General features: G+C 71.6%; 22 protein-coding genes. 12 read left to right on the top strand and 10 right to left on the bottom strand.

Annotated elements, in window-relative coordinates:
- The first annotated feature begins 17 nt into the window (after positions 1–17).
- From RNC47_RS19020 to RNC47_RS19055, 8 genes are all read left to right on the top strand, one after another.
- Positions 18–1,007 carry an LCP family protein gene (locus tag RNC47_RS19020; RefSeq protein ID WP_311600310.1) on the top strand — a complete coding sequence of 330 codons (990 nt, stop codon included), beginning with the start codon at positions 18–20 and terminating at the stop codon, positions 1,005–1,007.
- An 83-nt stretch (positions 1,008–1,090) separates the two neighbouring features.
- On the top strand, positions 1,091–1,741 hold the full coding sequence (locus tag RNC47_RS19025; protein WP_311600313.1) for an NADPH-dependent F420 reductase: 651 nt from the start codon (positions 1,091–1,093) through the stop codon (positions 1,739–1,741).
- A gap of 22 nt (positions 1,742–1,763) precedes the next feature.
- Positions 1,764–2,516: a peptidoglycan recognition protein family protein gene (locus tag RNC47_RS19030; RefSeq protein ID WP_311600315.1), complete on the top strand. Its 753-nt coding sequence runs from the start codon at positions 1,764–1,766 to the stop codon at positions 2,514–2,516.
- Positions 2,517–2,552: 36 nt separating this feature from the next.
- Complete coding sequence (locus RNC47_RS19035) at positions 2,553–3,728, top strand: PP2C family protein-serine/threonine phosphatase (protein WP_311600316.1); 1,176 nt, start codon at positions 2,553–2,555, stop codon at positions 3,726–3,728.
- Positions 3,729–3,866: 138 nt separating this feature from the next.
- Complete coding sequence (gene dnaK, locus RNC47_RS19040; protein WP_311600318.1) at positions 3,867–5,720, top strand: molecular chaperone DnaK; 1,854 nt, start codon at positions 3,867–3,869, stop codon at positions 5,718–5,720.
- Entirely contained in the window at positions 5,717–6,400 is a 684-nt protein-coding gene (gene grpE / locus RNC47_RS19045) for a nucleotide exchange factor GrpE (protein WP_311600320.1), read from the top strand. The genes dnaK and grpE overlap by 4 nt, the downstream gene beginning before the upstream one ends.
- A gap of 33 nt (positions 6,401–6,433) precedes the next feature.
- A complete protein-coding gene (dnaJ, locus tag RNC47_RS19050; RefSeq protein WP_311600321.1) occupies positions 6,434–7,612 on the top strand; it encodes a molecular chaperone DnaJ in 1,179 nt (392 codons plus the stop codon).
- A gap of 3 nt (positions 7,613–7,615) precedes the next feature.
- Positions 7,616–8,080: a heat shock protein transcriptional repressor HspR gene (locus RNC47_RS19055; protein ID WP_311600323.1), complete on the top strand. Its 465-nt coding sequence runs from the start codon at positions 7,616–7,618 to the stop codon at positions 8,078–8,080.
- Between the two features lie 48 nt (positions 8,081–8,128).
- Here the strand turns inward: RNC47_RS19055 and RNC47_RS19060 are convergent, their stop codons facing one another.
- From RNC47_RS19060 to RNC47_RS19075, 4 genes are all read right to left on the bottom strand, one after another.
- Positions 8,129–8,833, bottom strand: coding sequence for an LPXTG cell wall anchor domain-containing protein (locus tag RNC47_RS19060; RefSeq protein ID WP_311600325.1), 705 nt, complete (start codon positions 8,831–8,833; stop codon positions 8,129–8,131).
- A 147-nt stretch (positions 8,834–8,980) separates the two neighbouring features.
- On the bottom strand, positions 8,981–9,871 hold the full coding sequence (locus RNC47_RS19065) for a GNAT family N-acetyltransferase (RefSeq protein WP_311600327.1): 891 nt from the start codon (positions 9,869–9,871) through the stop codon (positions 8,981–8,983).
- Positions 9,840–10,490: a phosphatase PAP2 family protein gene (locus tag RNC47_RS19070; protein WP_311600329.1), complete on the bottom strand. Its 651-nt coding sequence runs from the start codon at positions 10,488–10,490 to the stop codon at positions 9,840–9,842. Before RNC47_RS19070 ends, RNC47_RS19065 begins: the two co-directional genes overlap by 32 nt.
- A 39-nt stretch (positions 10,491–10,529) precedes the next feature.
- Positions 10,530–12,509: an N-acetylmuramoyl-L-alanine amidase gene (locus RNC47_RS19075; protein ID WP_394814815.1), complete on the bottom strand. Its 1,980-nt coding sequence runs from the start codon at positions 12,507–12,509 to the stop codon at positions 10,530–10,532.
- Between the two features lie 267 nt (positions 12,510–12,776).
- On the opposite strand from RNC47_RS19075, the gene RNC47_RS19080 reads away from it, so the two are divergent.
- A complete protein-coding gene (locus tag RNC47_RS19080) occupies positions 12,777–13,553 on the top strand; it encodes a trypsin-like serine peptidase (RefSeq protein WP_311600331.1) in 777 nt (258 codons plus the stop codon).
- A 13-nt stretch (positions 13,554–13,566) separates the two neighbouring features.
- On the opposite strand, the gene RNC47_RS19085 is transcribed toward RNC47_RS19080, so the two are convergent.
- Complete coding sequence (locus tag RNC47_RS19085; protein WP_311600332.1) at positions 13,567–14,151, bottom strand: Uma2 family endonuclease; 585 nt, start codon at positions 14,149–14,151, stop codon at positions 13,567–13,569.
- A 176-nt stretch (positions 14,152–14,327) separates the two neighbouring features.
- Between RNC47_RS19085 and clpB the strand changes: the two genes are divergently transcribed.
- Genes clpB through RNC47_RS19100 form a run of 3 tightly spaced genes read left to right on the top strand, consistent with a single transcriptional unit; the run spans position 14,328 to position 17,880 of the window.
- Positions 14,328–16,922 carry an ATP-dependent chaperone ClpB gene (gene clpB, locus RNC47_RS19090; protein ID WP_311600334.1) on the top strand — a complete coding sequence of 865 codons (2,595 nt, stop codon included), beginning with the start codon at positions 14,328–14,330 and terminating at the stop codon, positions 16,920–16,922.
- 50 nt (positions 16,923–16,972) lie between these two features.
- Positions 16,973–17,581, top strand: coding sequence for a YbjN domain-containing protein (locus tag RNC47_RS19095; protein WP_311600336.1), 609 nt, complete (start codon positions 16,973–16,975; stop codon positions 17,579–17,581).
- Complete coding sequence (locus tag RNC47_RS19100; protein WP_311600337.1) at positions 17,578–17,880, top strand: MTH1187 family thiamine-binding protein; 303 nt, start codon at positions 17,578–17,580, stop codon at positions 17,878–17,880. The genes RNC47_RS19095 and RNC47_RS19100 overlap by 4 nt, the downstream gene beginning before the upstream one ends.
- A gap of 59 nt (positions 17,881–17,939) precedes the next feature.
- Here RNC47_RS19100 and RNC47_RS19105 read toward each other — a convergent pair whose 3' ends face one another.
- The 5 genes from RNC47_RS19105 to RNC47_RS19125 form a co-directional block, all read right to left on the bottom strand.
- A complete protein-coding gene (locus tag RNC47_RS19105; protein ID WP_311600338.1) occupies positions 17,940–18,983 on the bottom strand; it encodes an ABC transporter ATP-binding protein in 1,044 nt (347 codons plus the stop codon).
- A complete protein-coding gene (locus tag RNC47_RS19110) occupies positions 18,983–20,128 on the bottom strand; it encodes an ABC transporter ATP-binding protein (protein ID WP_394814816.1) in 1,146 nt (381 codons plus the stop codon). The genes RNC47_RS19105 and RNC47_RS19110 overlap by 1 nt, the downstream gene beginning before the upstream one ends.
- Positions 20,128–21,138: an ABC transporter permease gene (locus tag RNC47_RS19115; protein WP_311600340.1), complete on the bottom strand. Its 1,011-nt coding sequence runs from the start codon at positions 21,136–21,138 to the stop codon at positions 20,128–20,130. The genes RNC47_RS19110 and RNC47_RS19115 overlap by 1 nt, the downstream gene beginning before the upstream one ends.
- Before the next feature lie 21 nt (positions 21,139–21,159).
- Positions 21,160–22,671 (bottom strand): ABC transporter permease, encoded by a 1,512-nt coding sequence (locus RNC47_RS19120; protein WP_311600341.1) that lies wholly within the window; start codon positions 22,669–22,671, stop codon positions 21,160–21,162.
- Positions 22,672–22,854: 183 nt separating this feature from the next.
- On the bottom strand, positions 22,855–24,612 hold the full coding sequence (locus tag RNC47_RS19125) for an ABC transporter family substrate-binding protein (RefSeq protein WP_311600343.1): 1,758 nt from the start codon (positions 24,610–24,612) through the stop codon (positions 22,855–22,857).
- Between the last annotated feature and the right edge of the window lie 31 nt (positions 24,613–24,643).

The following is a 24,643-nucleotide window of genomic DNA, read 5'->3' on the forward strand; positions in this document are numbered from 1 at the left end:
GGAAGGGTGGCTGTCGTTTGTCCGTACACACGTCACGCGGTCACAGGGTGCTGTGGTGGTCGCTGCTCGCCTTCGGCGTGCTGCTGGCGATCGCCGCCGGGACCGCCCTGTGGGCCTTCCAGGAGCTGGAGGGCAACATCCGCACCGACCACGCCGCGACCCGCGAACTCGAGGCGCACGCCGCGGAGCGCCCCGCGGCGGGTGTCGGCGCGGCCAGGAACATCCTGGTGATCGGCGAGGACTGGGGCTCCGGCACCGGCAACGCCCGCTCCGACACCGTGCTGCTGCTCCACCTCTCCGGCGACGGAGAGCGCGCCGACGCCCTGAACGTGCCGCGCGACCTCGTCGTCGACATCCCCGGCTGCCGCACCCCGGACGGAGAGACGAGCGAGCCACAGCACGCGCAGCTCAACTGGGCGTTCCAGTTCGGCGGGGCGGCCTGCACCATCCGGACCTTCGAGCAGCTGACCGACATCCGCGTCGACCACCACGTCGTCGTGGGCTTCGAGGGCTTCGCCGACATCGTGGACGCCGCGGGCGGAGTGGAGGTGGAACTCGCCGAGCCCGAGCACGACCCCAACGTGGGCCACGACCTCGGCGCGGGACGCCACCGGCTCGACGGCGAGCAGGCGCTCGCCTACGTCAGGGCCCGCGTCTTCGTCGGCGACGGCAGCGACCTCAACCGCCTCCTGCGCCAGCAGGACTTCCTCGGGCGCCTCTACGAGAAGGTGACGACCCAGGGCACGCTCACCAACCCCGCGCGGCTCTACCCGCTGCTCGCCGCCGTGACCTCGTCGATCACCGCGGATCCCGGGCTCGACTCGCTGGAGGCCCTGGCCGGACTCGTCGCCGACCTCCGGGCGGTGCCGGACGGCGGCGTCACCTTCCACACGGTGCCCACCGTGCCGCACCCGGAACGACCCAACCGGCTCACCCTCGACCGCCCGAAAGCCGACCGCGTCTTCGCCGACCTGCGTGCCGACCGGCCGCTGCCCGAGCGCGTCTGAGCACCTGGGAGCGGGCGCCCGAGCCTCCGGCTCGGCCCTCCGGTCGAGATGCGCGCTTCTGGGGCGCGTGCTGGCATGGAGAGGTGATCATCGCGATTATCGGCCCGGGCAACATGGCCCGGGGCATAGCGACCCGGGCGCTGGCCGGGGGCCACACCGTGCGGCTGGTCGGCCGCTCGGCGGAGCAGGCGGCGGCGTTGGCCGAGGAACTGCGCCGCGCGGCCCCCGGCGGCGACGGGGACGTTCGCCAGTCCGACGCCATCGCGGTCGAGGACGCCGACCTGGTGGTGCTCGCGGTGCCCTATCCGGCCGGGCGGGAGGTGGTCGCCGACTACGGCACGGCGCTGACCGGCTCCGTCATCGTCGACATCTGCAACCCCGTCGACTTCTCCACCTTCGACTCGCTGGCGGTGCCGGCCGGCACCTCGGCCGCCGAGGAGATCGCCGCCGAGGCCGCCCCCGGCGCCCCGGTGGTGAAGGCGTTCAACACCACCTTCGCCGCCACCCTGCTCTCCGGCCAGGTCGCCGGAGAGCCACTGGACGTACTGATCGCGGGCGACGACGAGGACGCCAAGCGAAGCGTGGCCGAGCTGGCCGCCTCCGGCGGACTCCGGCCGCTGGACGTGGGGCCGCTACGCCGCGCCCGGGAGCTGGAGGCCTTTCAGTTCCTGCACATGGCGGCCCAGGAGCGACTCGGCCTCAACTGGTCGAGCGCTGTCAAGATCCTGCCCTGAGGGCCTGACCTCGGGAGTGCGCATGTGGGTACGCCGGATCGCGCTGTGGGCGGCGACCATCCTGCCCATCGCCACGCTGGTGACCTGGGACGCCCCGCCCCTGGCCGACCAGAGCCCGACGCCGCCGGCCGCCGAGCGCCCGCTGCCGCCCGTCGAGCGGCCCACGGCCGCCCCCGACGTCGTCACCCGAGCGACCTGGGGCGCCGACGAGCAACTGCGCACCGAGCCGGTGACCTACACGGGCGCGGCCCGGGCCGTCTTCGTCCACCACACCAACCACCCGGACGACTACGACTGCGAGGACGTGCCGGAGATGCTCCGCGCCATGCAGCAGGACCACGTCCTCTGGAAGGGCTGGGACGACATCGGCTACAACTTCGTGGTCGACCGCTGCGGCACCATCTACGAGGGCAGGGGCGGCGGAGCCGACCGCTTCGTGCAGGGCGCGCACACCACCGGGTTCAACGCGGACAGCGTCGGCGTCGCGGCGCTCGGCGACTTCGGCGCCGAGGGCAGCGTGCCGGCGGAGCTGGTCTCGGCGATCGCCAAGATCGCCGCCTGGAAGCTGCGGCCGGGCACCGATCCGCGTGGCCGAGTGCGCATGGTCTCCACCAACGACGACAGCCGGGTGCCGGCCGGCGATCCGGCCGAGCTCGACGTGGTCTCGGGGCACCGGGACATCGTCCAGACCTACTGCCCGGGCGACGTGCTCTACGCCAAGCTTCCCGAGATCCGCGCGGAGGCCGCCCGGCTGCGGAGCGCCGGTCATGGCTGAGCGGGCGCCGCGCCCGGCGGTCGGGCGGCTGGCGCCGTGACCCTTCCCCTTCCTGGCCCGCTGCCCGGTGCCGGCCCCGCGCAGGTGCTGCCGCGCTGGCTTCGCCTGCTGCCGGCGGCGCTGCTGATCGGCACGGCCGTCGCCCAACTGGCCGAGCCCCGCTCCCAGCAGTTCGGCTACCTGCTTTCCGCGCTTCCGCCGCTCACGGGGCTGATCTACGGGCCCGGCCTGACCGCGGTGCTCGGCGCCGCGGTGCTCGTGCTGCTGGCGCTTCCCGTCACGCGCCCCGGCCACGTCTCGGGCGGCGACCTGGCGGCGGTGGCGGCGATCGGCGCGTTCAGCGTGCTGGTCGCGTGGTTCAGGGCGCGGTACACGCGCGACCTCGTGGTGTTCGGCAGCGTGGCGGAGGCCGCGCAGCGGGCGGTGCTTCCGCCGCTTCCCGAGCACGTCGGGCCGGTCCACTGCGCCGGGCTCTACCGGGCGGCGCAGCGCGGCGCGCTGGTCGGCGGGGACCTCTACGACGTGCGGGCGGGGCCGTTCGGCGTGCGGGCGCTGGTCGGCGACGTGCAGGGGCACGGCGTCGCGGCGGTGGGCACGGTCGCCGCGATCCTCGGCGCCTTTCGGGAGGCGGCGCTCGACGAGGCCGGACTCGAGGGCGTGGCGGCGCGTCTCGACCGGCGCCTCAGGCTGGACGCGGGCGATCGCACGGAGCTGTTCGCCACGGCGCTGCTGCTCGAGTTCCCTCCTGGCGGGGCGGTGGTGCGCCTGGTGAGCTGCGGGCATCCCCCGCCGCTGCTGCTCAGGGGCGGGCGGGTGCGGGAGCTCGACTCGCCGCCCGGCCCGCCGCTCGGCCTCGGACTGCCCGACGGGGGAGCTCCCCGACTCGCCGCGACCGATCTCGCGTCGGACGACGTGCTGCTCGGCTACACGGACGGGGTGACGGAGGCGCGGGGGGCCGGCGGAGCCTTCTACCCCCTCGTCGACCGGCTCACCGCTCGTCTGGGGGCGGACGGTGCGCTGGCGCCCGGCGACGTCGTGGACTTCGTCTGGCGGGACCTGACGGCCTTCGCCGGGGAGATCAGGGACGATGTCGCGCTCCTGGGCCTCAGCCTGAACGCCCAGCCACACGCTGATGCTGGCCTGGACACGGATGTCGATGCGGATCCGGCTACCGATGGGGGTCTGAACTACACTCATGGTCACTCAGCGTAATCGGTTGAGTCGCCATCCGCAACAAGAGTTGAGTCTCCTCCGCTCAGGTCATTTGACTCCGGCTGTCGGCTGAGGCAGTCTTGAGTCGGTTACGCTCAACACACAGGACAGATCAGTTAGCAGCCGGAGGAAACCGAAATGGCACGTGCGGTCGGCATCGACCTGGGTACGACGAACTCCGTCGTCAGTGTTCTCGAAGGCGGTGAGCCCACCGTCATCACCAACGCCGAGGGCGCCAGGACCACGCCGTCCGTTGTGGCCTTCGCGAAGAACGGCGAGGTGCTCGTCGGTGAGGTCGCCAAGCGGCAGGCCGTCACCAACGTGGACCGGACCATCCGGTCGGTCAAGCGCCACATGGGCACCGACTGGAAGATCGGCCTGGACGGCAAGGACTTCAACCCGCAGCAGATCAGCGCCTTCATCCTGCAGAAGCTCAAGCGGGACGCCGAGGCGTACCTGGGCGAGAAGGTCACCGACGCGGTGATCACCGTCCCGGCCTACTTCAACGACCACGAGCGGCAGGCCACCAAGGAGGCCGGTGAGATCGCCGGTCTGAACGTGCTGCGGATCGTGAACGAGCCGACCGCGGCCGCCCTCGCCTACGGCCTGGAGAAGGACGACCAGACCATCCTCGTCTTCGACCTCGGTGGCGGCACCTTCGACGTCTCGCTGCTCGAGATCGGCGACGGCGTGGTCGAGGTCAAGGCCACCAACGGTGACAACCACCTCGGTGGCGACGACTGGGACCAGCGCATCGTGGACCACCTGGTCCGCCAGTTCGCCAACGCGCACGGCGTCGACCTCTCCAAGGACAAGATGGCCCTGCAGCGGCTGCGCGAGTCCGCGGAGAAGGCGAAGATCGAGCTCTCCTCCTCCACCGAGACCACGATCAACCTGCCCTACATCACGGCCTCGGCCGAGGGCCCGCTGCACATGGACGAGAAGCTCACCAGGGCGCAGTTCCAGCAGCTGACCTCCGACCTGCTCGAGCGCTGCAAGACCCCGTTCCACAACGTGATCAAGGACGCCGGCATCCAGCTGTCCGAGATCGACCACGTGGTGCTGGTCGGCGGTTCGACCCGGATGCCCGCCGTCGCCGAGCTGGTGCGTGAGCTCACCGGTGGCAAGGAGGCCAACAAGGGCGTCAACCCGGACGAGGTCGTGGCCATCGGCGCCAGCCTCCAGGCCGGTGTGCTCAAGGGCGAGGTCAAGGACGTCCTGCTGCTCGACGTCACCCCGCTGTCCCTCGGCATCGAGACCAAGGGCGGCATCATGACCAAGCTGATCGAGCGCAACACCACGATCCCGACCAAGCGCTCCGAGATCTTCACCACGGCCGAGGACAACCAGCCGTCCGTGCAGATCCAGGTCTACCAGGGCGAGCGCGAGATCGCGGCGTACAACAAGAAGCTCGGCATGTTCGAGCTGACCGGCCTGCCGCCGGCGCCCCGCGGGATCCCGCAGATCGAGGTCACCTTCGACATCGACGCCAACGGCATCATGCACGTCTCCGCCAAGGACCTGGGCACCGGCAAGGAGCAGCGGATGACCGTCACCGGCGGCTCGGCGCTGCCGAAGGACGACATCGAGCGGATGATGCGCGACGCCGAGCAGTACGCGGAGGAGGACAAGCGCCGCCGCGAGGCCGCCGAGACGCGCAACCAGGCCGAGCAGCTGAAGTACACCACGGAGAACTTCCTCAAGGAGAACGCGGAGAAGGTTCCGGCCGAGGTCAAGACCGAGGTCGAGACCGCCATCGCCGAGCTGGCCGAGCAGCTGAAGGGCGAGGACACCGCGGCCATCCGCGAGGCGTCCGAGAAGCTCGCCGCCACCAGCCAGAAGCTGGGCCAGGCCATGTACGCCGACGCCCAGGCCTCCCAGGCCGCCGGCGGGGCCGCGCCGGGCGGCGCGGCCGGCACGTCGGGTGCCGACGAGGACGTCGTCGACGCCGAGATCGTGGACGACGACAAGCCGAAGGGTGGTGCGGCGTGACCCAGGACCCGCAGGGCTTCGACAAGGAGCCTGAGGTCCCCGACGCCGAGGCGGCGAACCAGGATCTGCCGGCGGAGTCCGCCGCCGAGTCCCCCGCGGAGGGGGCCGGCGCGGACGCGGCGGCCGGGGACGCGATCCCCGAGCCGCCGGCGGGCGACCTTCAGGACGTGGCGCTGACCGCTCAGCTCGACCAGACCCGTTCGGCGTTGAACGAGCGCACGCAGGACCTGCAGCGGCTCCAGGCGGAGTTCCAGAACTACCGCCGGCGGGTCGAGCGCGACCGGATCGCCGTCAAGGAGGTGGCCGTCGCCAACCTCCTCACCGAGCTGCTGCCGGTGCTCGACGACATCGGTCGTGCCCGGGACCACGGCGAGCTGGTCGGCGGCTTCAAGCACGTCGCGGAGTCGCTCGAGATGGTGGCGGCGAAGATGGGCCTCGCCCAGTTCGGCAAGGAGGGCGAGCCCTTCGACCCGATGATCCACGAGGCCCTGATGCACAGCTACTCGCCGGACGTCACGGAGACCACGTGCGTGCAGATCCTCCAGCCGGGGTACCGGATCGGCGACCGGACGATTCGCCCGGCCCGGGTGGGTGTCGCCGAGCCGCAGCCGGGGAAGCCCGCCGAACAGGAGGAGAGTGCGCCCGAGAAGGACAACGGCGGTGGCCCTGACGAGGGCTGACGCCGCGGTGGTGGGGAAGGAGGATCGCCGGGGATGAGCACCAAGGACTTCATCGAGAAGGACTACTACAAGGTCCTCGGCGTTCCTCGGGACGCCACCGAGGCCGAGATCAAGAAGGCGTACCGCAAGCTGGCCCGGGAGAACCACCCGGATGCCAACAAGGGGGACGCCCGCGCCGAGGACCGCTTCAAGGACGTTTCCGAGGCCTACGACGTGCTCGGCGACGCGAAGCGACGCAAGGAGTACGACGAGGCGCGCGCCCTGTTCGGCAACGGCGGCTTCCGGCCGGGGCCGGGGGCCGGCGGTCAGTTCAACTTCGACCTCGGTGACCTGTTCGGCGGCCCCCAGGGCACCGGCCCCGGCGGGGCGGCCGGCGGGTTCGGCGGGGGCATCGGCGACGTGTTCGGCGGCCTGTTCAACCGGGGCGGCGCGGGCACCCGCACCGCCCCGCGCCGCGGCCAGGACATCGAGTCAGAGGTGACGCTCAGCTTCACCGAGGCGGTGTCGGGGGCCACGGTGCCGCTGCGGATGTCGTCGAGCGCGGCCTGCAAGGCGTGTTCCGGCACGGGCGACAAGAACGGCACGCCGCGCGTCTGCCCCACCTGTGTCGGTACTGGACAGGTCAGCCGAGGCGGTGGGGGCGGCTTCTCGCTCACCGACCCGTGCGTGGACTGCAAGGGGCGTGGGCTGATCGCCCAGGACCCGTGCACGGTCTGCCGGGGCAGTGGGCGGGCCACCAGCTCGCGCACCATGCAGGTCCGCATCCCGGCGGGCGTCGACGACGGCCAGCGGATCCGGCTGCGCGGCAAGGGCGCGCCGGGAGAGCGTGGGGGCCCCAACGGCGACCTGTATGTCGTCGTCCATGTGGACGAACATCCGGTATTCGGCAGACGAGGTGACAATCTCACCATCACGGTGCCAGTCACCTTCCCCGAGGCCGCGCTGGGTGGTGAGATCAAGGTGCCGACGCTCGGTGGTCCACCGGTCACCCTGAAGCTGCCCCCGGGCACCCCGGCCGGTCGCACCATGCGGGCGCGTGGCAAGGGCGCCGTGCGCAAGGACGGCACCCGGGGCGACCTGCTGGTGACGATCGAGGTCGCGGTCCCCCGCGACCTGGGTGACAGTGCACGCAAGGCCCTTGAGGAGTATCGCGCGACGGTGGAGAGCGAGGATCCTCGGGCAGGGCTGTTCGAGGCCGCGAAGGGAGAGTAAGAGATGAACGGCCGGCACGGACAGAGCAGTAACTCCTTTGGGAACCCCTACGAGCTGACTGAGGACACGCCGGTATACGTCATCTCCGTCGCGGCTCAGCTCTCCGGGCTGCACCCGCAGACGCTCCGACAGTACGACCGGCTCGGCCTGGTCTCCCCGGACCGCACCGCGGGCCGCGGCCGGCGGTACTCGGCGCGGGACATCCAGCTGCTGCGCGAGGTGCAGCGGCTGTCCCAGGACGAGGGGATCAACCTCGCCGGGATCAAGCAGATCATCGCGCTGCAGACGCAGGTCGCGGCGCTTCAGGCACAGGTGGCCGAGCTGCAGGCCGCGGTGGAGGGCGCCGCGGTGGCGATGCGTCAGCGGGAGGCTCAGGTGCACGCCTCCTATCGGCGTGATCTGGTGCCCTACCAGGACGTCAGGCAGTCCTCGGCGATCGTGGTCTGGCGCCCCGACCGCGGTCGCTAGGCGCCGGACGTGGGGCCGCCCTCGGGAGGGCGGCCCCGTGAAAGATCGTCAGGTGCGGTTGGTCTGGCCGCGGCGGCGAAGGGCCAGGTAGCCGCCGACAGCGAGGAGGGCCAAGGCCCCGGTGGAGGCGGCGATGACCGGGGTGTTGGAGCCCGTCTCGGCCAGATCGGCGTCGTCGCCGGAGGACTGGGCCGGCTCCGAGGTCGGCTCGGCGGCGGGCTCCTCCTCGGCGCTCCCCCCGTCCGTGCCGGCGCCCGGCGCCTGCGTCTCGGGCTCTTCGGTGGCTGGTTCCTGCTGGCCGGGCTCGTCAGGTTCCTCGGTGGCCGGTTCCTGCTCGGCCGGCTCCTCGGAATCCTCGGTGGCCGGGCAGGTGTGGGAGAGGCGGAAGTCGACCGGCCCGCCCTCGACGGTCGCGCTGGCGGCGATCAGGGTGTCGCCCGGGGCGGAGGCCACGTAGGCGTGCTTGTCGCTGGGCGGGCCGAAGACCGTGACGACCTGCTCGCCGCCCTGCTCGAACGTCACCCGCAGTTCGAGGAAGACCGCGTCGTTCGTGGGCAGGACGAAGTGCCATCCGTCCTGGTCGGCGGGTATCGTCGGGCACTCCCCGTTCCCGGCGAACTCGGGATCGTCAGCGGTGATCGGGGGGTTCTGGTGCAGGCCCACCTCGTTCTCGGTGGCCAGGGCCGGAGTCGCCCCGGCGACCAGCAGCGCGCCTGCGGCAGCGGCTGTTCCCAACAGAGTCAGCTTGCGCATGGAGGATCCATTTTCGGTTGTGCTGTCGGAGTGCACGCACTCTGCTCTGTCCGCTGATGGAGGGCAAGGCGGGAATATCCCTTCCCGGACCCTTCAACGTCCTTTGCGACAAATGTTGTTGGTAACGATCCGGCCAGCCCAAGACCCTCAGCCGGCTACGGCGATCGGCCGGTCGGGCGGCCCGCCCGCCAGCAGGTCGGCCAGCAGCTTGGGCAGGCCGGCCGGCCGTAGGAGGTCCGGGGTGGCGGCGAGTTCGTCGACCGTCCACCAGCGGCGGCCGGTGACGTCGGCCGGCTCCCGCGCCTGGAACCCCGAGGTGTCGACCCGGTGGGACGGCACCCGCGCCAGGTAGTAGCGCTGCCGTACCTCGTGCGCCACGCCCCCGATGACGGCGAACCAGGGGCGGCCGCGCCAGATCTCGGGGCCCGGCGTGACCCCGGTCAGGCCGGTCTCCTCACGGAGTCCGCGCAGCGCCGCGTCCTCGTGGGTCTCGCCCGGCCTCACCGCGCCGCCGGTGGTGCGCCAGACGACGGTGTCGCCGCGGCGGGTGGAGCGGAGGAGGAGCCGGCCGTCGTCGTCGAGCAGCACGACGCGGGCGGTCGGGCGCGGAGTCGGGGCGCCGCCGGTGGTGGCGGTGAGCGAGAGGCGGAAGACCGCGTGCGTGCCCGTGTCGGCGGTGTGGCGGAAGCCGAGGCGGAGGGCGACGTCGGCGCCGGCCCGGTCGCCGTGTGGCACGTCGGCGTGCATCTCCCGCGCGCCGAGGGCGCGCCGGGCGTGCCCGAGCGCCGCCCAACAGGCGGCCGTGGCATGACCCTGGCGGGTGTGCGCCGGTTCGAGCCGGTAGGTGATGGTGTGACGGGAAGGACCGCCCGTCGGCGTGGGGGTGGTGCACAGCTCGACGCGGCCTATGGGCCGGCCGTCGAGGCGTATCTCGAAGCGGACGCCCGACCCCTCCGCGGTCTCGCGGAGCGCCAGCCCTCGGCGGCCGGTGGTCAGCTCGTGGTCGCTAGGACTCTCGCTTTCGATCGCCTGTGTCATAACCGCGCACCTTAGCCAGCGCGTTGGCGAGCGGCGGCAGCACCAGGGCGGTGTAGGCGATGGCGTACAGCCAGCCGGCGATGATGTCGGTGGGCCAGTGGACCCCGAGGTAGACCCGGCTGATGCCGACCAGCACCAGCCAGACGGCGGGGATGGCGTAGGCGATGGCGCGGGGTGCGTGGCGAGAGAGGACGAGCGCGAAGCCGATGGCGATCATGCCGGATGTGGCGGCGTGACCGGAGGGCATCGACGGGTTATCCGGGTGGGTGAGCCAGTCGGCCATGGGAGGCCGCGGCCGGCCGAGCCAGTTGACCAGGAGCCACCGGAAGAACATGCCGACCCACAGGGTGCCGAGGCCGACCACCGCGCCCAGCCACCATCGGCGCGGCAGGGCCAGCGCGCCGACGATCGCGCCCAGGACCATGGCCGGGGGGCCGCTGCCGGTGTTGGTGATCACCTTGGAGGTGGTGGTCCAGGCGGGGCTGCGGTGGTCGACGGCCCAGTCGTTCAGCGTGGAGTCGATGGCGAAGGGCGAGCCGTCCCTGGCTGCCACGGTGATCATGAGCGCGGCCAGCACGGCTGCGGCGACGGCGGCGATGGTGAGCGGCTGGCGGGGCATCGTCCTCATCGTAACGAGCCCCGCCCAGCGACTGGTTGCTCAGCTGCCCGACCACCTCAGCTCGACGTCGGCCGCGCGCACGAAGCCGATCCGGTGGCCGAGCTGGATCTGGTAGTACTCCTCGCCGCGCACCACCTGGTGCTCGGCCGGGTCGAAGGTGACGGCCCGGTAGTACTCGCTGTCGGTGCGGAGACCCACGGCGTACTCCTGGTCGGCGGGGATCTGGTAGGCGAGCGGCACGACGGACTGCACGGGAACGTCCGGCGGATAGGCGGCGGCCTCCGGGTAGGCGCGGCCGTAGACCGGGATGGTGGCGGCGCCGTCCCTGCCGGTGGCGACGAGGCCGCGGGCGTTGACGGCGGTCGGCGCGTCGGCCGGGTTGTGGAACCACGCCTCCTGTCCCAGGTACCAGATGGCCGTCCAGTCGCCCGAGCGGTCGGCGACCGCGAAGGTCTGTCCGGCCGAGGCGCGCGCGCCGACGTCGTTCACGCCGGTCGAGGACTCGCCGTCTCCCGGGTGGGTGCCGATGTCGCGGACGAGCGGCGCCTCGTGGCTGGGCGCGGTGTGCAGTCGGACGGCGCCCGAGCCGTGCGGGGGGCACTGCCGGCCGGGTGAGCCGCAGTCGACATAGCCGGGGCTGTTGGTGTCGTAGTCGGGCGCGATGGTGACGAGACCGCCGCGCGGTCCCGCCGTCGCGTGGAAGGGGGCGCCGAGGAGTTCGAAGTAGTGCGACCAGTCCCAGTAGGGGCCGGGGTCGGTGTGCATGCCCGCGACGTTGGCGTTGGTGGGGCCCTGCACGTTGTCGTGGCCCACGATGTGCTGCCGGTCGAGCGGGATGTCGTACGCGCGGGCGAGGTAGCGCACCAGGCGGGCCGAGGTGCGGTACATCGCCTCCGTGTACCAGGCGTCCGGATCGGTGAGGAAGCCCTCGTGTTCGAGGCCGATCGACTTGGCGTTGACGTACCAGTTGCCGGCGTGCCAGCCGACGTCCTTGGTGCGCAGGTGCTGGGCGATCTGGCCGTCGGAGGAGCGCAGGCTGTAGTGCCAGGAGACGTAGGTGGGGTCCTGCACCAGGTCGAGCGTGGTCTCCCAGGTGGCCTCGGTGTCGTGGATGACGATGTAGTCGACGTCCTGGGAGTCGGGTCGGTCGGCGAGGTCGTGGTTGCCGTAGTCGCCGCCGCCGAGGTCCTGGTAGGGCGCGGGGATCCAGTCGCAGGCCACCGTCCGCGGGCACTCCACCTCCGGGTCGCGGCCCCCGACCGGCAGGCCGAGCGCGTCGGCGGTGGCGGTGTCCGGGGTGACGGCGACGGGCGCGAGGGTCACCCGCTGGCCGCTGTCGGTGACGCGACGGGCGCCCGTGGCGAGCACGTCGTAGACGTCGTCGGCGAAGACCTCGGCGGCCTCCCGGGTCTCGGCACCCGCGTAGGCGGCGACGGCGCCGTACCAGTCGGCGGGGTCGTCGCTCGCCGGGGCGCCGAGCGCGCGTTGGGCGTCGGCGAGCAGCGCGGCGCCGCCCGCGACGTTGGCCGCCTCGTCGGTGCGGAGTTCGTCGGCCGGGATGTCGGTGAGGGCGGCGGCGCGCGGCAGGGTGGTGGCCGCCGGCGTGCGCGCCGCGGCCGGGACCGCGTCGGTCGCGGAGTCCGCGCCCGGGCGGTCGGCGGCCGGCAGCGGTCGGGAGTCGTCGCCGCGTGGGTCCTCCGTCCCGTCCGCGTGGTGGCCCCGGGCGGTGGACTCGGCCAGCGCGGTCGCGGCGTCCGTCAGGTGCATCGGGCCGTACCCGCCGGTGACGCTGGCGGCGCCGCCGTGGCCGTCCCAGCGCGACTCGAGGTAGGAGACGGCGAGCAGCACGCCCTCGGGCACGCCGTACCGGTCGGCGGCCTCGGCGAACGCGGCCTGCAGCGCGGTGTCGTCGGAGTCGGCGGTGGCGGGTGGGCCGGTCAACAGCAGCGGCAGGGCGATCGCCGTGGCCGCGGTGGCGGCGACGGCGATCGCGCGGGGTCGGGGTGCTCTTCCTCGCACGGCGGCCTCCGGTGGTAGTGGGCACGGGCATGCTCGTGGTACCGGAAGGAGCCGTCAATGCGCCCGTGAAACGCGGAAGTTGCCTGCGAGGATGGGCCGGACGGGGTTTCCGGACGGCGGGGGTGCCGCCTGCGGCGCGGCAGTGGTCCACACCGATGGCGGAGCGGTGGCTTTGCCGGATCTTTGCCGGGAGTGCGAGCCCCGTTCCACCACTCGATCGGCTGACGGTGGCTGGACATGCCCGGAGCGTGATCCCAGGGTGTGCCTATGACATCTCCGCTGTTGCCGGCGCTCGCCGCGGTCTCCCTCGCCGGGCTCCTCGCGCCGCCCGCCGTCGCCTCGGAGCCGTGGGACGGCGGCGCCGTCGGTACCGTGGGAAAGATCATCTGGGACGCGGGCGGCGGCCGGCTCGGCCTCTGCTCGGGCGCCGTCGTGGACGCGCCCAACGGCAGCGTGGTCGCCACCGCTGCGCACTGCGCGCGGACCAGGGACAACCCGGAGCCGCCGCGCGACGCCTGGTTCGTGCCCGGCTACGACCACGGGCGGGACAGCTACCGGGAGGACGGCTGGCGGATCGCCTCCTGGCACACCCCGGAGGGCTGGGACGTCACCCGCGAGACGGTCGAGGTGCTGCCGCACGACTACGCGTTCCTCACCGTGGCGGAGAAGGACGGCCGGACGGTCCAGGAGGCGCACGGCGCCAACCGGATCGCGTTCGAGCCGGTGCCGGAGGGGCGGCGGGTCGCCGTGCTCGGCTATCCGGCGGTCGAGCCGTACGACGGCGAGTCACTGCGGTACTGCGAGGGCGACACGGACGTGCTGGGGGCCGACGAGGCGCAGGCGCCCAACGTGGGCGGTCTGGTGCTCGAGGGCTGCGACATGACCGCCGGCTCGAGCGGTGGTCCGTGGATCCAGGACTTCGCGGCGGACGGCCAGTCGGGGACGGTGGTCGCGGTGATGTCGGTGGGCAGCGGCGACGGCCACGTGGTGGGCCGGCCGTTCCCCGACGAGGCGAGGGAGCTGTTCGCCGCGGCCGGCGGGTGAGGGTGGGCGGGGGTCAGATGAAGTCGCCGGTGTCGAGTTCGAAGCCGAAAGGGTCGGGCAGGGGGAGCCCTTCGCCGAAGGGGGCGGAGACGACCTCCTTGTAGTCGTCCCGCAGGGGCTCGCTGAACAGGCTGACGGATTCCTGGTCGCGGTCAACCAGGAGGTAGAGCGGGATGCCTCCCTGGGCGTACGCGTAGCGCTTGTCGACCCGGTCGAGTCCGGCTCGACCACTGGTCACCTCGACGACCATCGCCACGCCGTCCGGTTCCATCCACGAGGGGGCGCCGCGGAACAGCCGCACGTCACGGGGGGCGACCGTCACGTCGGGGATGAGGTGGTTGGGTGGGAAGAGGCCGTCGGATCTGGGGACCGCCAGCCCCTTGTGACCCGAGCACTGCATCCGCGTCCTCGACTTCCGCCTGATCTCGTCGACGATCAGGTCGATCAGGTCCTCGTGGTCGCCGCTCAGCGGTGGGCTCACAGCGATCTCCCCTTCGATGAGCTCGGCCCGGTATCCGTCGGGGGTGTCCAGGCCCAGAAAGACTTCGAGGAGGTCGTGCTGTGCGCGCGGGGGCTCGTGGGCGGCCATGACGGTCATGGTGCCTCCTCTCCTGGTCGGGTGCCAGCGTTTCCCACGCTCGGTCGAACCGGGAGGCGCGGAGATCTCTTTCACCCGGAAGAGGAATACGAAGGGGTGTGCGCATCGTCACTTGAGTGAGATAGACTCAACTTATCGCACGCAGCTGCTAGCAGCTACAGGGAGGAGCGCCGGAAGTGAACGCCGAGCTGACCAATCGGAGCCGGGACGCGATCAGTGCCGCGAACGATCGGGCGCTGGCCGACGGGCACCCGGACATCACGCCGGCTCATCTGCTGCTCGCCCTGCTCTCCGGGCAGGACAACGAGAACATCCAGGACCTGCTGGCCGCCGTGGACGCCGACCAGGCGGCCCTGCGTTCCGGCGCCGAGCGGCTGCTCGGCGGGCTGCCGAGCGTGCAGGGCTCGTCCGTCGCCAAGCCCCAGCCGAACCGCGAGATGCTGTCCGTCCTCTCGGACGCCGCCCAGCGGGCCAAGGAGCTGGGCGATCAGTTCATCTCCACCGAACACCTGCTGATCGGCCTCGCGGCCCGTGGCGGGGCCACCGGGGAGCTGCTGAGCCGCCAGGGCGCCACCGACAAGAAGCTGCTCGCCGCCTTCCAGCGCGGCCGCGGCGGGCAGCGGGTGACCAGCCCCGACCCCGAGGGCACCTACAAGGCGCTGGAGAAGTTCGGCACCGACTTCACGGCCGCCGCCCGCGAGGGGCGGCTCGACCCGGTGATCGGCCGGGACCACGAGATCCGCCGGGTGGTGCAGGTGCTCTCCCGCCGCACCAAGAACAACCCGGTCCTGATCGGCGAGCCGGGGGTGGGCAAGACCGCCGTCGTCGAGGGCCTGGCCCAGCGCATCGTCAAGGGGGACGTGCCCGAGTCCCTGAAGAACAAGCGGCTGGTCTCGCTCGACCTCGGCGCGATGGTGGCCGGCGCCAAGTACCGGGGCGAGTTCGAGGAGCGGCTGAAGTCCGTGCTCGCCGAGATCAAGGAGAGCGACGGCCGCATCATCACCTTCATCGACGAACTGCACACCGTCGTCGGCGCGGGCGCCGGCGCCGACTCGGCGATGGACGCGGGCAACATGCTGAAGCCCATGCTGGCCCGCGGCGAGCTGCGGATGGTCGGCGCCACCACGCTCGACGAGTACCGCGAGCGCATCGAGAAGGACGCGGCGCTGGAGCGGCGCTTCCAGCAGGTGCTGGTGGCCGAGCCCAGCGTGGAGGACAGCGTCGCCATCCTGCGCGGGCTGAAGGGCCGCTACGAGGCCCACCACAAGGTGCAGATCGCCGACGGCGCGCTGGTCGCCGCGGCCGCCCTCTCCGACCGGTACATCACCTCGCGCTTCCTGCCGGACAAGGCGATCGACCTGGTCGACGAGGCGGCCTCGCGGCTGCGGATGGAGATCGACTCCTCGCCGGTCGAGATCGACGAGCTCCAGCGCTCGGTCGACCGGCTGAAGATGGAGGAGATGGCGCTGGCCGGCGAGTCCGACGTGTCCTCCAGGGAGCGCCTGGAGCGGATCAGGCGGGAGCTCGCGGACCGCGAGGAGGAGCTGCGCGGCCTGACCGCCCGGTGGGAGAAGGAGAAGCAGAGCCTCAACCGGGTGGGTGAGCTGAAGGAGCGGCTCGACGAGACGCGTGGCCTGGCCGAGCGCGCCCAGCGGGACGGCGACTTCGAGACCGCGTCCAAGCTGCTGTACGCCGAGATCCCGGCGCTGGAGCGGGAGCTGGCGGCGGCCTCCGAGGCGGAGGCCGAGGCGGCCAGGTCCACCATGGTGAAGGAGGAGGTCGGGCCCGACGACATCGCCGACGTCGTCTCCGCCTGGACCGGCATCCCGGCGGGCCGGCTGCTGGAGGGCGAGACGGAGAAGCTGCTCCGGATGGAGGAGGAGCTCGGCCGTCGGTTGATCGGCCAGACGGAGGCTGTGCGGGCCGTGTCCGACGCGGTGCGGCGCAGCCGCGCCGGGATCGCCGACCCCGACCGGCCCACCGGCTCGTTCCTGTTCCTCGGGCCCACGGGCGTCGGCAAGACGGAGCTGGCCAAGGCGCTGGCCGACTTCCTCTTCGACGACGAGCGGGCCATGGTCCGCATCGACATGAGCGAGTACAGCGAGAAGCACTCCGTGGCCCGGCTGGTCGGGGCGCCCCCCGGCTACGTGGGGTACGAGGAGGGCGGTCAGCTCACGGAGGCGGTCCGGCGCCGCCCCTACACCGTGGTGCTGCTCGACGAGGTGGAGAAGGCCCACCACGAGGTCTTCGACATCCTGCTCCAGGTGTTGGACGACGGGCGGCTGACCGACGGCCAGGGCCGCACGGTCGACTTCCGCAACACCATCCTCATCCTCACCTCCAACCTCGGCAGTCAGCACCTGATCGATCCGCTGGCCAAGCCGGCCGAGCAGCGCGAGGAGGTCCTGGCGGCGGTGCGGGCGGCCTTCCGGCCCGAGTTCCTGAACCGTCTTGACGATCTGGTGGTGTTCAGCGCGCTGACGGGCGAGGAGCTGGGGCGGATCGCCCAGCTGCAGATCGACGCACTCCAGCGGCGGCTCGTCGACCGGCGGCTCACGCTGGACGTCACGGAGCTGGCGTTGCGCTGGCTGGCCGTCGAGGGCAACGACCCGGCCTACGGCGCCAGGCCGCTGCGCCGCCTGGTGCAGACGGCCATCGGCGACCCGCTGGCCAGGCAGATCCTCTCCGGCGAGGTGCGGGACGGTGACACCGTTCGGGTGGACGCGGATCTCGACGGTGGGCTACGACTGGTTGCCATGTCCCGGGAGTGATGGGAGAGGATGGGGAACGCCCTCTAAAACCGTATGAAGGGACTTATCCCGTGTCTGTCGACCCGTCCGCAATCCCGAACTTCGGGGGCCAGCCCGGTCGCCCGTCCGGCGACCAGTCCGGCGGCCAGCCGCAGCAGGCGCGCAAGCCGGCGGGGCCGATCATGCCGAACCAGGATCTGATCAAGCAACTGCTCGACCGGATGAAGCTGAAGTACGTGGTGGACAAGCAGGGCGACCTGGTGGCGCCCTGGAAGGACTTCCGCACCTACTTCATGTTCCGGGGCGAGAAGCAGCAGCGGATCCTGTCGGTGCGGACGTTCTACGACCGGCCGCACACGATCGACGACAAGCCGCGGCTGCTGGAGAGCGTCGACGAGTGGAACCACACCACGCTGTGGCCCAAGGTGTACACGCACACCAACGACGACGGCTCGGTCCGGCTGATCGGTGAGGTGCAGATGCTGATCGGCGCCGGGGTGGGCTTCGACCACTTCGTGGCGAGCCTGGTCAGCTGGGTGCGGGCCTCGGTCGAGTTCGACAGGTGGCTGGTCGAGCGGCTCGGTCTCGAGAAGGACGCCGAGTCGGCCGAGGGCGACGAGAACGAGGGGAACGAGGGAAACGAGGGGAACGGTGGCGGCGCCGGAGGCGATGACGCGTGATCGTCGCGTTCTCGGTGACGCCGATCGGCTCGGCTGAGGACGTCGGGGAGGACGTCGCGGCGGCGGTGCGGGTGGTCAGGGAGAGTGGGCTGCCGCACCGGACCGACGCGATGTTCACCTCGGTCGAGGGCGAGTGGGACGAGGTGATGGCGGTGGTGAAGGCCGCCGTCGAGGCGGTGCGGGCGCGGGGCGTGAGCCGCGTCAGCCTGGTCCTCAAGGCGGACGTGCGGGACGGCGTCACCGACGGGCTGACGTCCAAGGTGCGGCGGATCGACGAACTGCTCGCCGACGAGTCCTGACGGCTCGGCCGTCCCACCCACCGCCCCGGGAGGGCCGGTGGGTGGGAGGGAGACCGCCGTCAGGCCGCCGGGGCGGGAGCCGGGGCCGGGGCGGCCTTCTCCGCCTCCTCCGGGAAGTGGCAGGCCACCGGATGGGCCGTTCCCCGGTCCTTGAGCGCCGGCTCCTCGGTGGCGCAGATGTCCTGCGCCTTCCAGCAGCGGGTGCGGAAGCGGCAGCCGCTGGGCGGCGAGAGCGGGCTCGGCACGTCCCCGGTGAGCACCGTCCGACGGCGGGCCCGTTCCCGTCGCGGGTCGGCCAGCGGCGCCGCCGAGAGCAGCGCCTGGGTGTACGGGTGGCTGGGCCGCTCGTAGACGTCCTGCCGGGTGCCGGTCTCCACGATCTTGCCCAGGTACATGACCGCGACCCGGTCCGAGATGTGCCGGACCACCGACAGGTCGTGGGCGATGAAGACATAGGCCACGCCGAGCCGGTCCTGGAGGTCCTCGAGCAGGTTGACCACGCCCGCCTGCACCGACACGTCGAGCGCCGAGACCGGCTCGTCCAGCACCAGCAGCTTCGGGTCGAGCGCCAGCGCCCGGGCGATGCCGATGCGCTGCCGCTGGCCGCCGGAGAACTCGTGCGGGTAGCGGTTGCCGTGCTCCGGGCTCAGGCCGACGAGTTCCAGCAGCTCGGCCACCCTGGCCTTGCCGCCCTCGCGCCAGACGCCCTGCACCTTCAGCGGCTCGGCGACGATGTCGTTCACCGGCAGCCGCGGGTTGAGCGAGGCGTACGGGTCCTGGAAGACCATGCCGGCGTTCCGCTGCACCGCCCGCAGCTGGGACGTCGACAGGCCGGTGATCTCCTGGCCGTCGAACGTCACCGAGCCGGAGGTCGGCTTGATCAGCTGGAGCACGGCCCGGCCCGTGGTGGACTTGCCGCACCCGGACTCGCCCACCACCCCCAGGGTCTCGCCCTCCCCGACGGAGAACGACACCCCGCTGACCGCCTGCACCTGGCCCACGACCCGGCGGAACAGGCCGCCGCCGCGCACCGGGAAGTTGACCACCAGGTCGGTGACCCTCAGCAGCTCCCGAGAGGTCGGAGTGGGACTCTGCGTGGACATCAGGCCTCCTCTGGGCTGGTCGTGCGGAACAACGCGGTGGCGTCCTCGGCCTCGGCCAGGGTGTCGCTGTGGTGGCAGGCCGCCGAGTGGCCCTCGCCCACCGCGGCGAGCTCCGGCTCGGTCGCCCGGCACTCGTCCGTCGCCAGCGGGCAGCGCGGCGAGAACGGGCAGCCGGGCGGCAGGTGGATCAGCGAGGGCGGGGTGCCGCCGATCGGCCGCAGCCGGCCGTCCCGATCGCCTTCGAGGGAGGGGATGGAGCCGAGCAGGCCCGCGGTGTACGGCATCCGGGGCTCGTAGAAGACCTGGTCGGTCTCGCCGATCTCGACCGGCTTGCCGGCGTACATCACCAGGGTGCGGTGCGCCATGCCCGCGATCACGCCCAGGTCGTGGGTGATCATCAGGATCGCCGCGTTGACCTCGTCCTTGACCTCGAGCAGCTTCTCCAGGATCTGCGCCTGGACGGTCACGTCGAGGGCCGTGGTGGGCTCGTCCGCGATGATCACGTCGGGGTCGTTGATGATCGCCATCGCGATCATCACGCGCTGCCGCATGCCGCCGGAGAACTCGTGCGGGTAGGACCGCAGCCGCTTGTCGGCCTGCGGGATGCCGACCAGGTCGAGCATCTCCCGCGCCCGGGCGAGCGCGCGCTTGCGCGGCACCAGGTGGTGCGCGAGCACCGCCTCGGCGAGCTGGTCGCCGACCGTGCGGACCGGGTTGAGCGAGGTCATCGGGTCCTGGAAGATCATCGCGATCTTCCGGCCGCGCAGCGAGCGCTGCTCCTTGGGGCGCAGCGCCAGCAGGTCCTGGCCGCGGTAGCGGATGCTGCCGCGGATCCGCGCGTTCTTCGGGAGCAGACCCATCACGGCCATCGACGAGACCGACTTGCCGGAGCCCGACTCGCCGACGATGCCCAGCACCTCGCGGGCGTGCAGGGTGTAGCTGACGCCGCGCACGGCCCGCACCACGCCGTCGTCGGTGGGGAACTCGACCGTCAGGTTCTCGACGGTCAGGATCTCCTCGTCCGACGGCGGCCGCGAGTCGGCCAGTGTCCTGGCCGCGTGGACCTCCTCGGCCGCCTCGGTCACGACGGCCTCGGTCGGCGCGACGCCCTCGGACGGGGTCACAGGTGGGGTAAGGGAAGACATCAGTCACGCACCCGGGTCTGTCGGGGGTCGAAGGCGTCGCGCAGGCCGTCGCCGATGAAGTTGATCGACAGGGCGATGGCGATGATGAAGGCGCCCGGCCAGTAGAAGAGCCAGGGGCGGACCGTCAGCGCCGTGCGGTAGTCGCTGATCAGCCGGCCGAGCGAGGTGTCCGGCGCCTGTACGCCGAGACCGAGGAAGGAGAGCGCGGTCTCGGTCAGCACCGCGCTGGCGATCATCAGCGTCGCCGAGACGATGATCACGCCCATCGTGTTGGGCAGGATGTGCTTGAAGATGATGCGCCGGGAGCGGGTGCCGACCGAGCGGGCCGCCTCCACGTACTCCTTCTCCCGCAGCGACAGCACCTCGCCGCGCACCAGCCGGGCGATCTGCGTCCACAGGCACAGGCCGAGGAAGACCGCGAAGATCACGATGCCGCGGCCGGCGACGATGACGCCGATCAGACCCGCGATCAGCAGCGTCGGGATGGCGATCATCACGTCGGTGATGCGCATCAGCACGGACTCGGCCCAGCCGCGGAAGTAGCCGGCGACGGCGCCGAGCAGGGTCCCGACGAAGGTGGCGACCAGGCCGGTGATCAGCGCGATCACCAGCGACACCTGGGTGCCGCGCATGGTGAGGGCGAAGTAGTCGCGGCCGATGTTGTCCTGGCCGAAGGGGTGTTCACCCAGGTGGAGCCCGCCGCCGCCGAGGAACTCGGGCAGCACGGACAGGGTGGGCCGGCCTGCGTCGACCACCTGGCCGGTGGCCATGGGGTCCTTGTCCCACCAGCCGGGGATCGGCCCGGCGCCGATCGTGCTGACGGCGAGCGCCACCACGATGAAGAACAGGATCATGCCCGCCAGGGCGCCGCGGTGCCGGAAGAACCGGCGCCGCACCAACTGGCCCTGGGAGCGGGCGACGATGGACATTCCCTGGGCCGCGGCGTCCTGGGCCGCGGCGGGTGCCGCCGGGGTCTTCTCCGCCCCGGCCGGCTGCGCGTTCTGCGTCATGGCCTTTGCCTCCTTAGGGCTTCAGGACAGGCGGATGCGGGGGTCGAGGAAGGCGTAGGCGATGTCCGCGATCATGTTGAAGACCACGATGGCGCCGCCCGACACCACGAAGAAGGCCATGATCGGCATGGGGTCGCCCTGTTCGATGCCGGTGAACAGCAGGCTGCCCATCGCCGACCAGCCGAAGACCTGCTCGGTGACGACGGCGCCGCCGACGATGGTGCCGATGTCGTAGGCGATGAGCGTGGTGATCGGGATCAGGCCGTTGCGCAGCACGTGCCGGGTGACCACGGCCCGCTCGCTCAGGCCCTTGGCGCGGCCGGTGCGCACGTAGTCCTGGTTCATCACCTCGAGCATGCTGGCCCGGGTGTAACGCGTGTAGGTGGCGAGCGAGATGAGCACCAGCGCGAGGGTGGGCAGCGCCAGGTGGCCGAACGAGTCGAGGCCGCTCTCCCAGAAGGTGCCCTCGTAGTTGGGGGTCTCCGCGCCGACCGTGGAGACGGGGCGGCCGCCCACCGATTCGCTGTAGTCGGCGAACGACTGGAGCATCCGGTCGGTGAAGATCACGGCGCCGGCGAAGAGGCCGGTGAGGACCGTGGCCGGGATGGCGTTGCGCCGGTACAGGTCGCCGCCGACGTACCAGCCGAGGCCGAAGCAGACGGCGGCCGTCAGCAGCGCCAGTCCGATGATCGTCGGCAGCTGTGGATTATCCAGTACCGGGTCGAGGGCGAAGTAGGCCACAATGCCGATGGCCGCCGCGATCAGGGCCGCGCGCAGCGGCGGTTGCCACTCCAGGCCGCTCACCAGGGTGGTGAAGCCGATGGCGCCGGCGACGGCGGTGATGGCCACCACGACGGGTCCGAGGCCGGGGTCGGCGAACCACTCGGTGGCGGAGAGCACGGCGAGCAGCACGGCCATGGCGGCGGCGCTCGAGGCGAACGCGACGAGGCGGGAGCGGCGGTCGCCCAGCACCACCGAGCCGCAGAACAGGCCGGTGAGCAGGGAGATGCCGCCGATGAAGAGGGGGGAGATCTCGGGATCGGCCAGCCAGTCGTTGAAGTCGATGGCGAGGAACTGCTTGAGCAGCGTGCCCACCCAGAAGAGCGGCAGCGAGAAGCAGATGAACGCGACGAACGTGACCGTCTGGTCGAGCGCCGTGTACTGGCGGAGCGCCGAGATCACGCCGATGGAGATGCCGACCACGATGGAGAGCACGGTGGCGCCGACGATGAGCTGGACGGTGGCCGAGAAGGCCGACTCCAGCATGGTGTTGACGCTCTGGCCCTGCCGGTTGGTGCCGAGGTCGCCGGCGAGGGCGTCGCCCAGCCAGCGGAAGTAGCGGACGAGGATCGGGTCGTCCAGGTGCATGCGTTCGGTGATCTCCGCGATCGCGTTCTCGCGGGCACCGTCCGGCAGCGCCCTGGCCTCCGCCAGCGGGTCCCTGACCTGTGTGGAGAGGAAGAAGACGATGACGGAGGACGCGAGGAACACCCAGATCGAGACGAAGAGCCGCCGCGCTATGAAGACGAGCATGGTGCGCTGACTCCAGGAGTTCAGGGGGCTGGGGGTGGGGCGGAACGCGGGCGCGTTCGCGGCGACGCGCCGCCACCGTACGAAGGCGGGGCCGGAGGGATGGGTGTCCCCCGGCCCCGCGTGGGCGAGTGGTACGCCGTCGGTGGCCCGCCTCGGCGGGCCACCGGTCGGTCTAGTGGGTCGTCAGGACCTGGCCCACTGGTCGGCGTTCCAGGTGATGCCGTTCTGCGAGGGGTTGGGGATCACGTTCGCCACCGCACCGTTCCAGGCGGTGATGCCCGGGTGCTGGTACAGCGGGATGGTCACCATGTCCTCCCAGAGCAGCGCCTCGATCTGGGCGGTCAGCTCGATGGCCTCGGCCTGGTCGGAGGTGCGCAGGACCTGGTCGAGCAGCTCGTCCATCTCGGGGCTGGAGTAGCAGCCGTTGTTGTTGCCCTTGCCCTCGGGGGAGCACTCGCTCACGGTCCGGTAGGTGGAGTTCCAGCCGGAGCGGTCGGGCGAGCCGGCCCACGCGAACATGGCCACGTCGAAGCGGTTCTCGGCCAGCGCGCCGGTGGTGTCGAAGAAGTCAGTCGCGGGCTCGAACTCGACCTCGAAGCCGGCCTGCTCGCAGGAGGCCTCGATCAGGGCGCCGGCGTCGAGACGGCGCTGGTTCTCCAGGGTGCCGAGGCGGACGGTGGTGCCGACGGCGTTCTCGGCCTCCAGGATGGCCCGGGAGGCGTCGATGTCGGTGGTGCCGTACTCGTCGATGCTGGCCTGGGAGGCGTCCACGGCCTCCTGGTAACCCGGGTCCCACGGCGCCACGTTGCGGACGCGCTTGACCTCGGCGTCCGGCACGACGGGCTGGATCAGGTTGACGACCAGGTCCTCGTAGGGCACGCACAGGGCGAACGCCCGGCGCAGCTCGATGGACTCGGCGAACGGGCCGGCGTTGAAGTTGAAGTCGAGGTGCTCGTAGGTGTACTCCTCACCCACCTCGTTCTCGACGCCGGAGGCCGACTGGATCTGCTGGGCGATGTCCACCGTCGGCTGCGGCTCGATGATGTCGACCTCGCCGTTCTGGAGGGCCTGGACCTGCTCCTCGTCGGCGATGGTGCGGAAGACGATCGAGTCGTTGGCCGGCTCCTCGCCCCACCAGTTCTCGTTACGGGTGAGCGTGACGGACTGGTTGGCCTCGTAGCCGCTGATGACGTAGGGGCCGGAGGACGGGATCAGCGCGGGGTCGGGAAGCGCGCCCTCGATCACCCAGCCGTTGTTGTAGAACTCGGCGGCGGCCTCGAGCGCCGCGGGGTCGTCGCCCTGGAGCGCGGCGATGAACTCCTCCTCGGAGGCGAACCCGCCCTGCTCCGAGACGATGTGGGCCGGCTGGATGGCGGTGTTGCCGTGGCCCGGGCCGGCGGTCAGCCAGTCCGCGTACGGCTGGTCGTAGAGCAGCGTGAAGGACTTGCCGCCCGGCTCGCACTCCGGCTGGGCGGTGTCCTCGACGCCCTGGGTGCCGACGGCGGAGAACAGCCCGTCGAAGGCGCCGCTCTGCGCGGTCCACCACAGCAGGATGTCGTCGCAGTCGATGGGGGTGCCGTCGGACCAGACGGCCGCCTCGTTGATCGTGTAGTCCACGGTCAGCGGGTCTTCGGAGACCATCTCGAAGGTGCCGAAGTCCTCGTTGGGGATCGGCTGGCCGTCCGAGTCTCCGAACGTCCAGAAGCCCGACAGCACCTGCTCCATGACCTGGCCGTTGGCGACGGTGTTGGCGCCCGCGGTGGTGTTGTTGTAGCTCTGCCACGGCTGGGCCATGGCATACGTGACCGTGCCGCCCGAGCCGCTCGACTCGTTCTCGTTCTCGTTGCCGCTTTCGTCGTCGCCGCCGCCACAGGCAGAGAGGACGAGGGCGCCTCCCAGCAGGGCCGCGGCGATCTTCGACGTTCTGCCGAATCTCGTCATCAATCGGGCCTTCCCCAGTAAGTCACTTCGG

Origin of the sequence: Streptomyces millisiae (genome assembly GCF_031845425.1) — a bacterium.
Lineage (GTDB): Bacteria > Actinomycetota > Actinomycetes > Streptomycetales > Streptomycetaceae > Streptomyces > Streptomyces millisiae.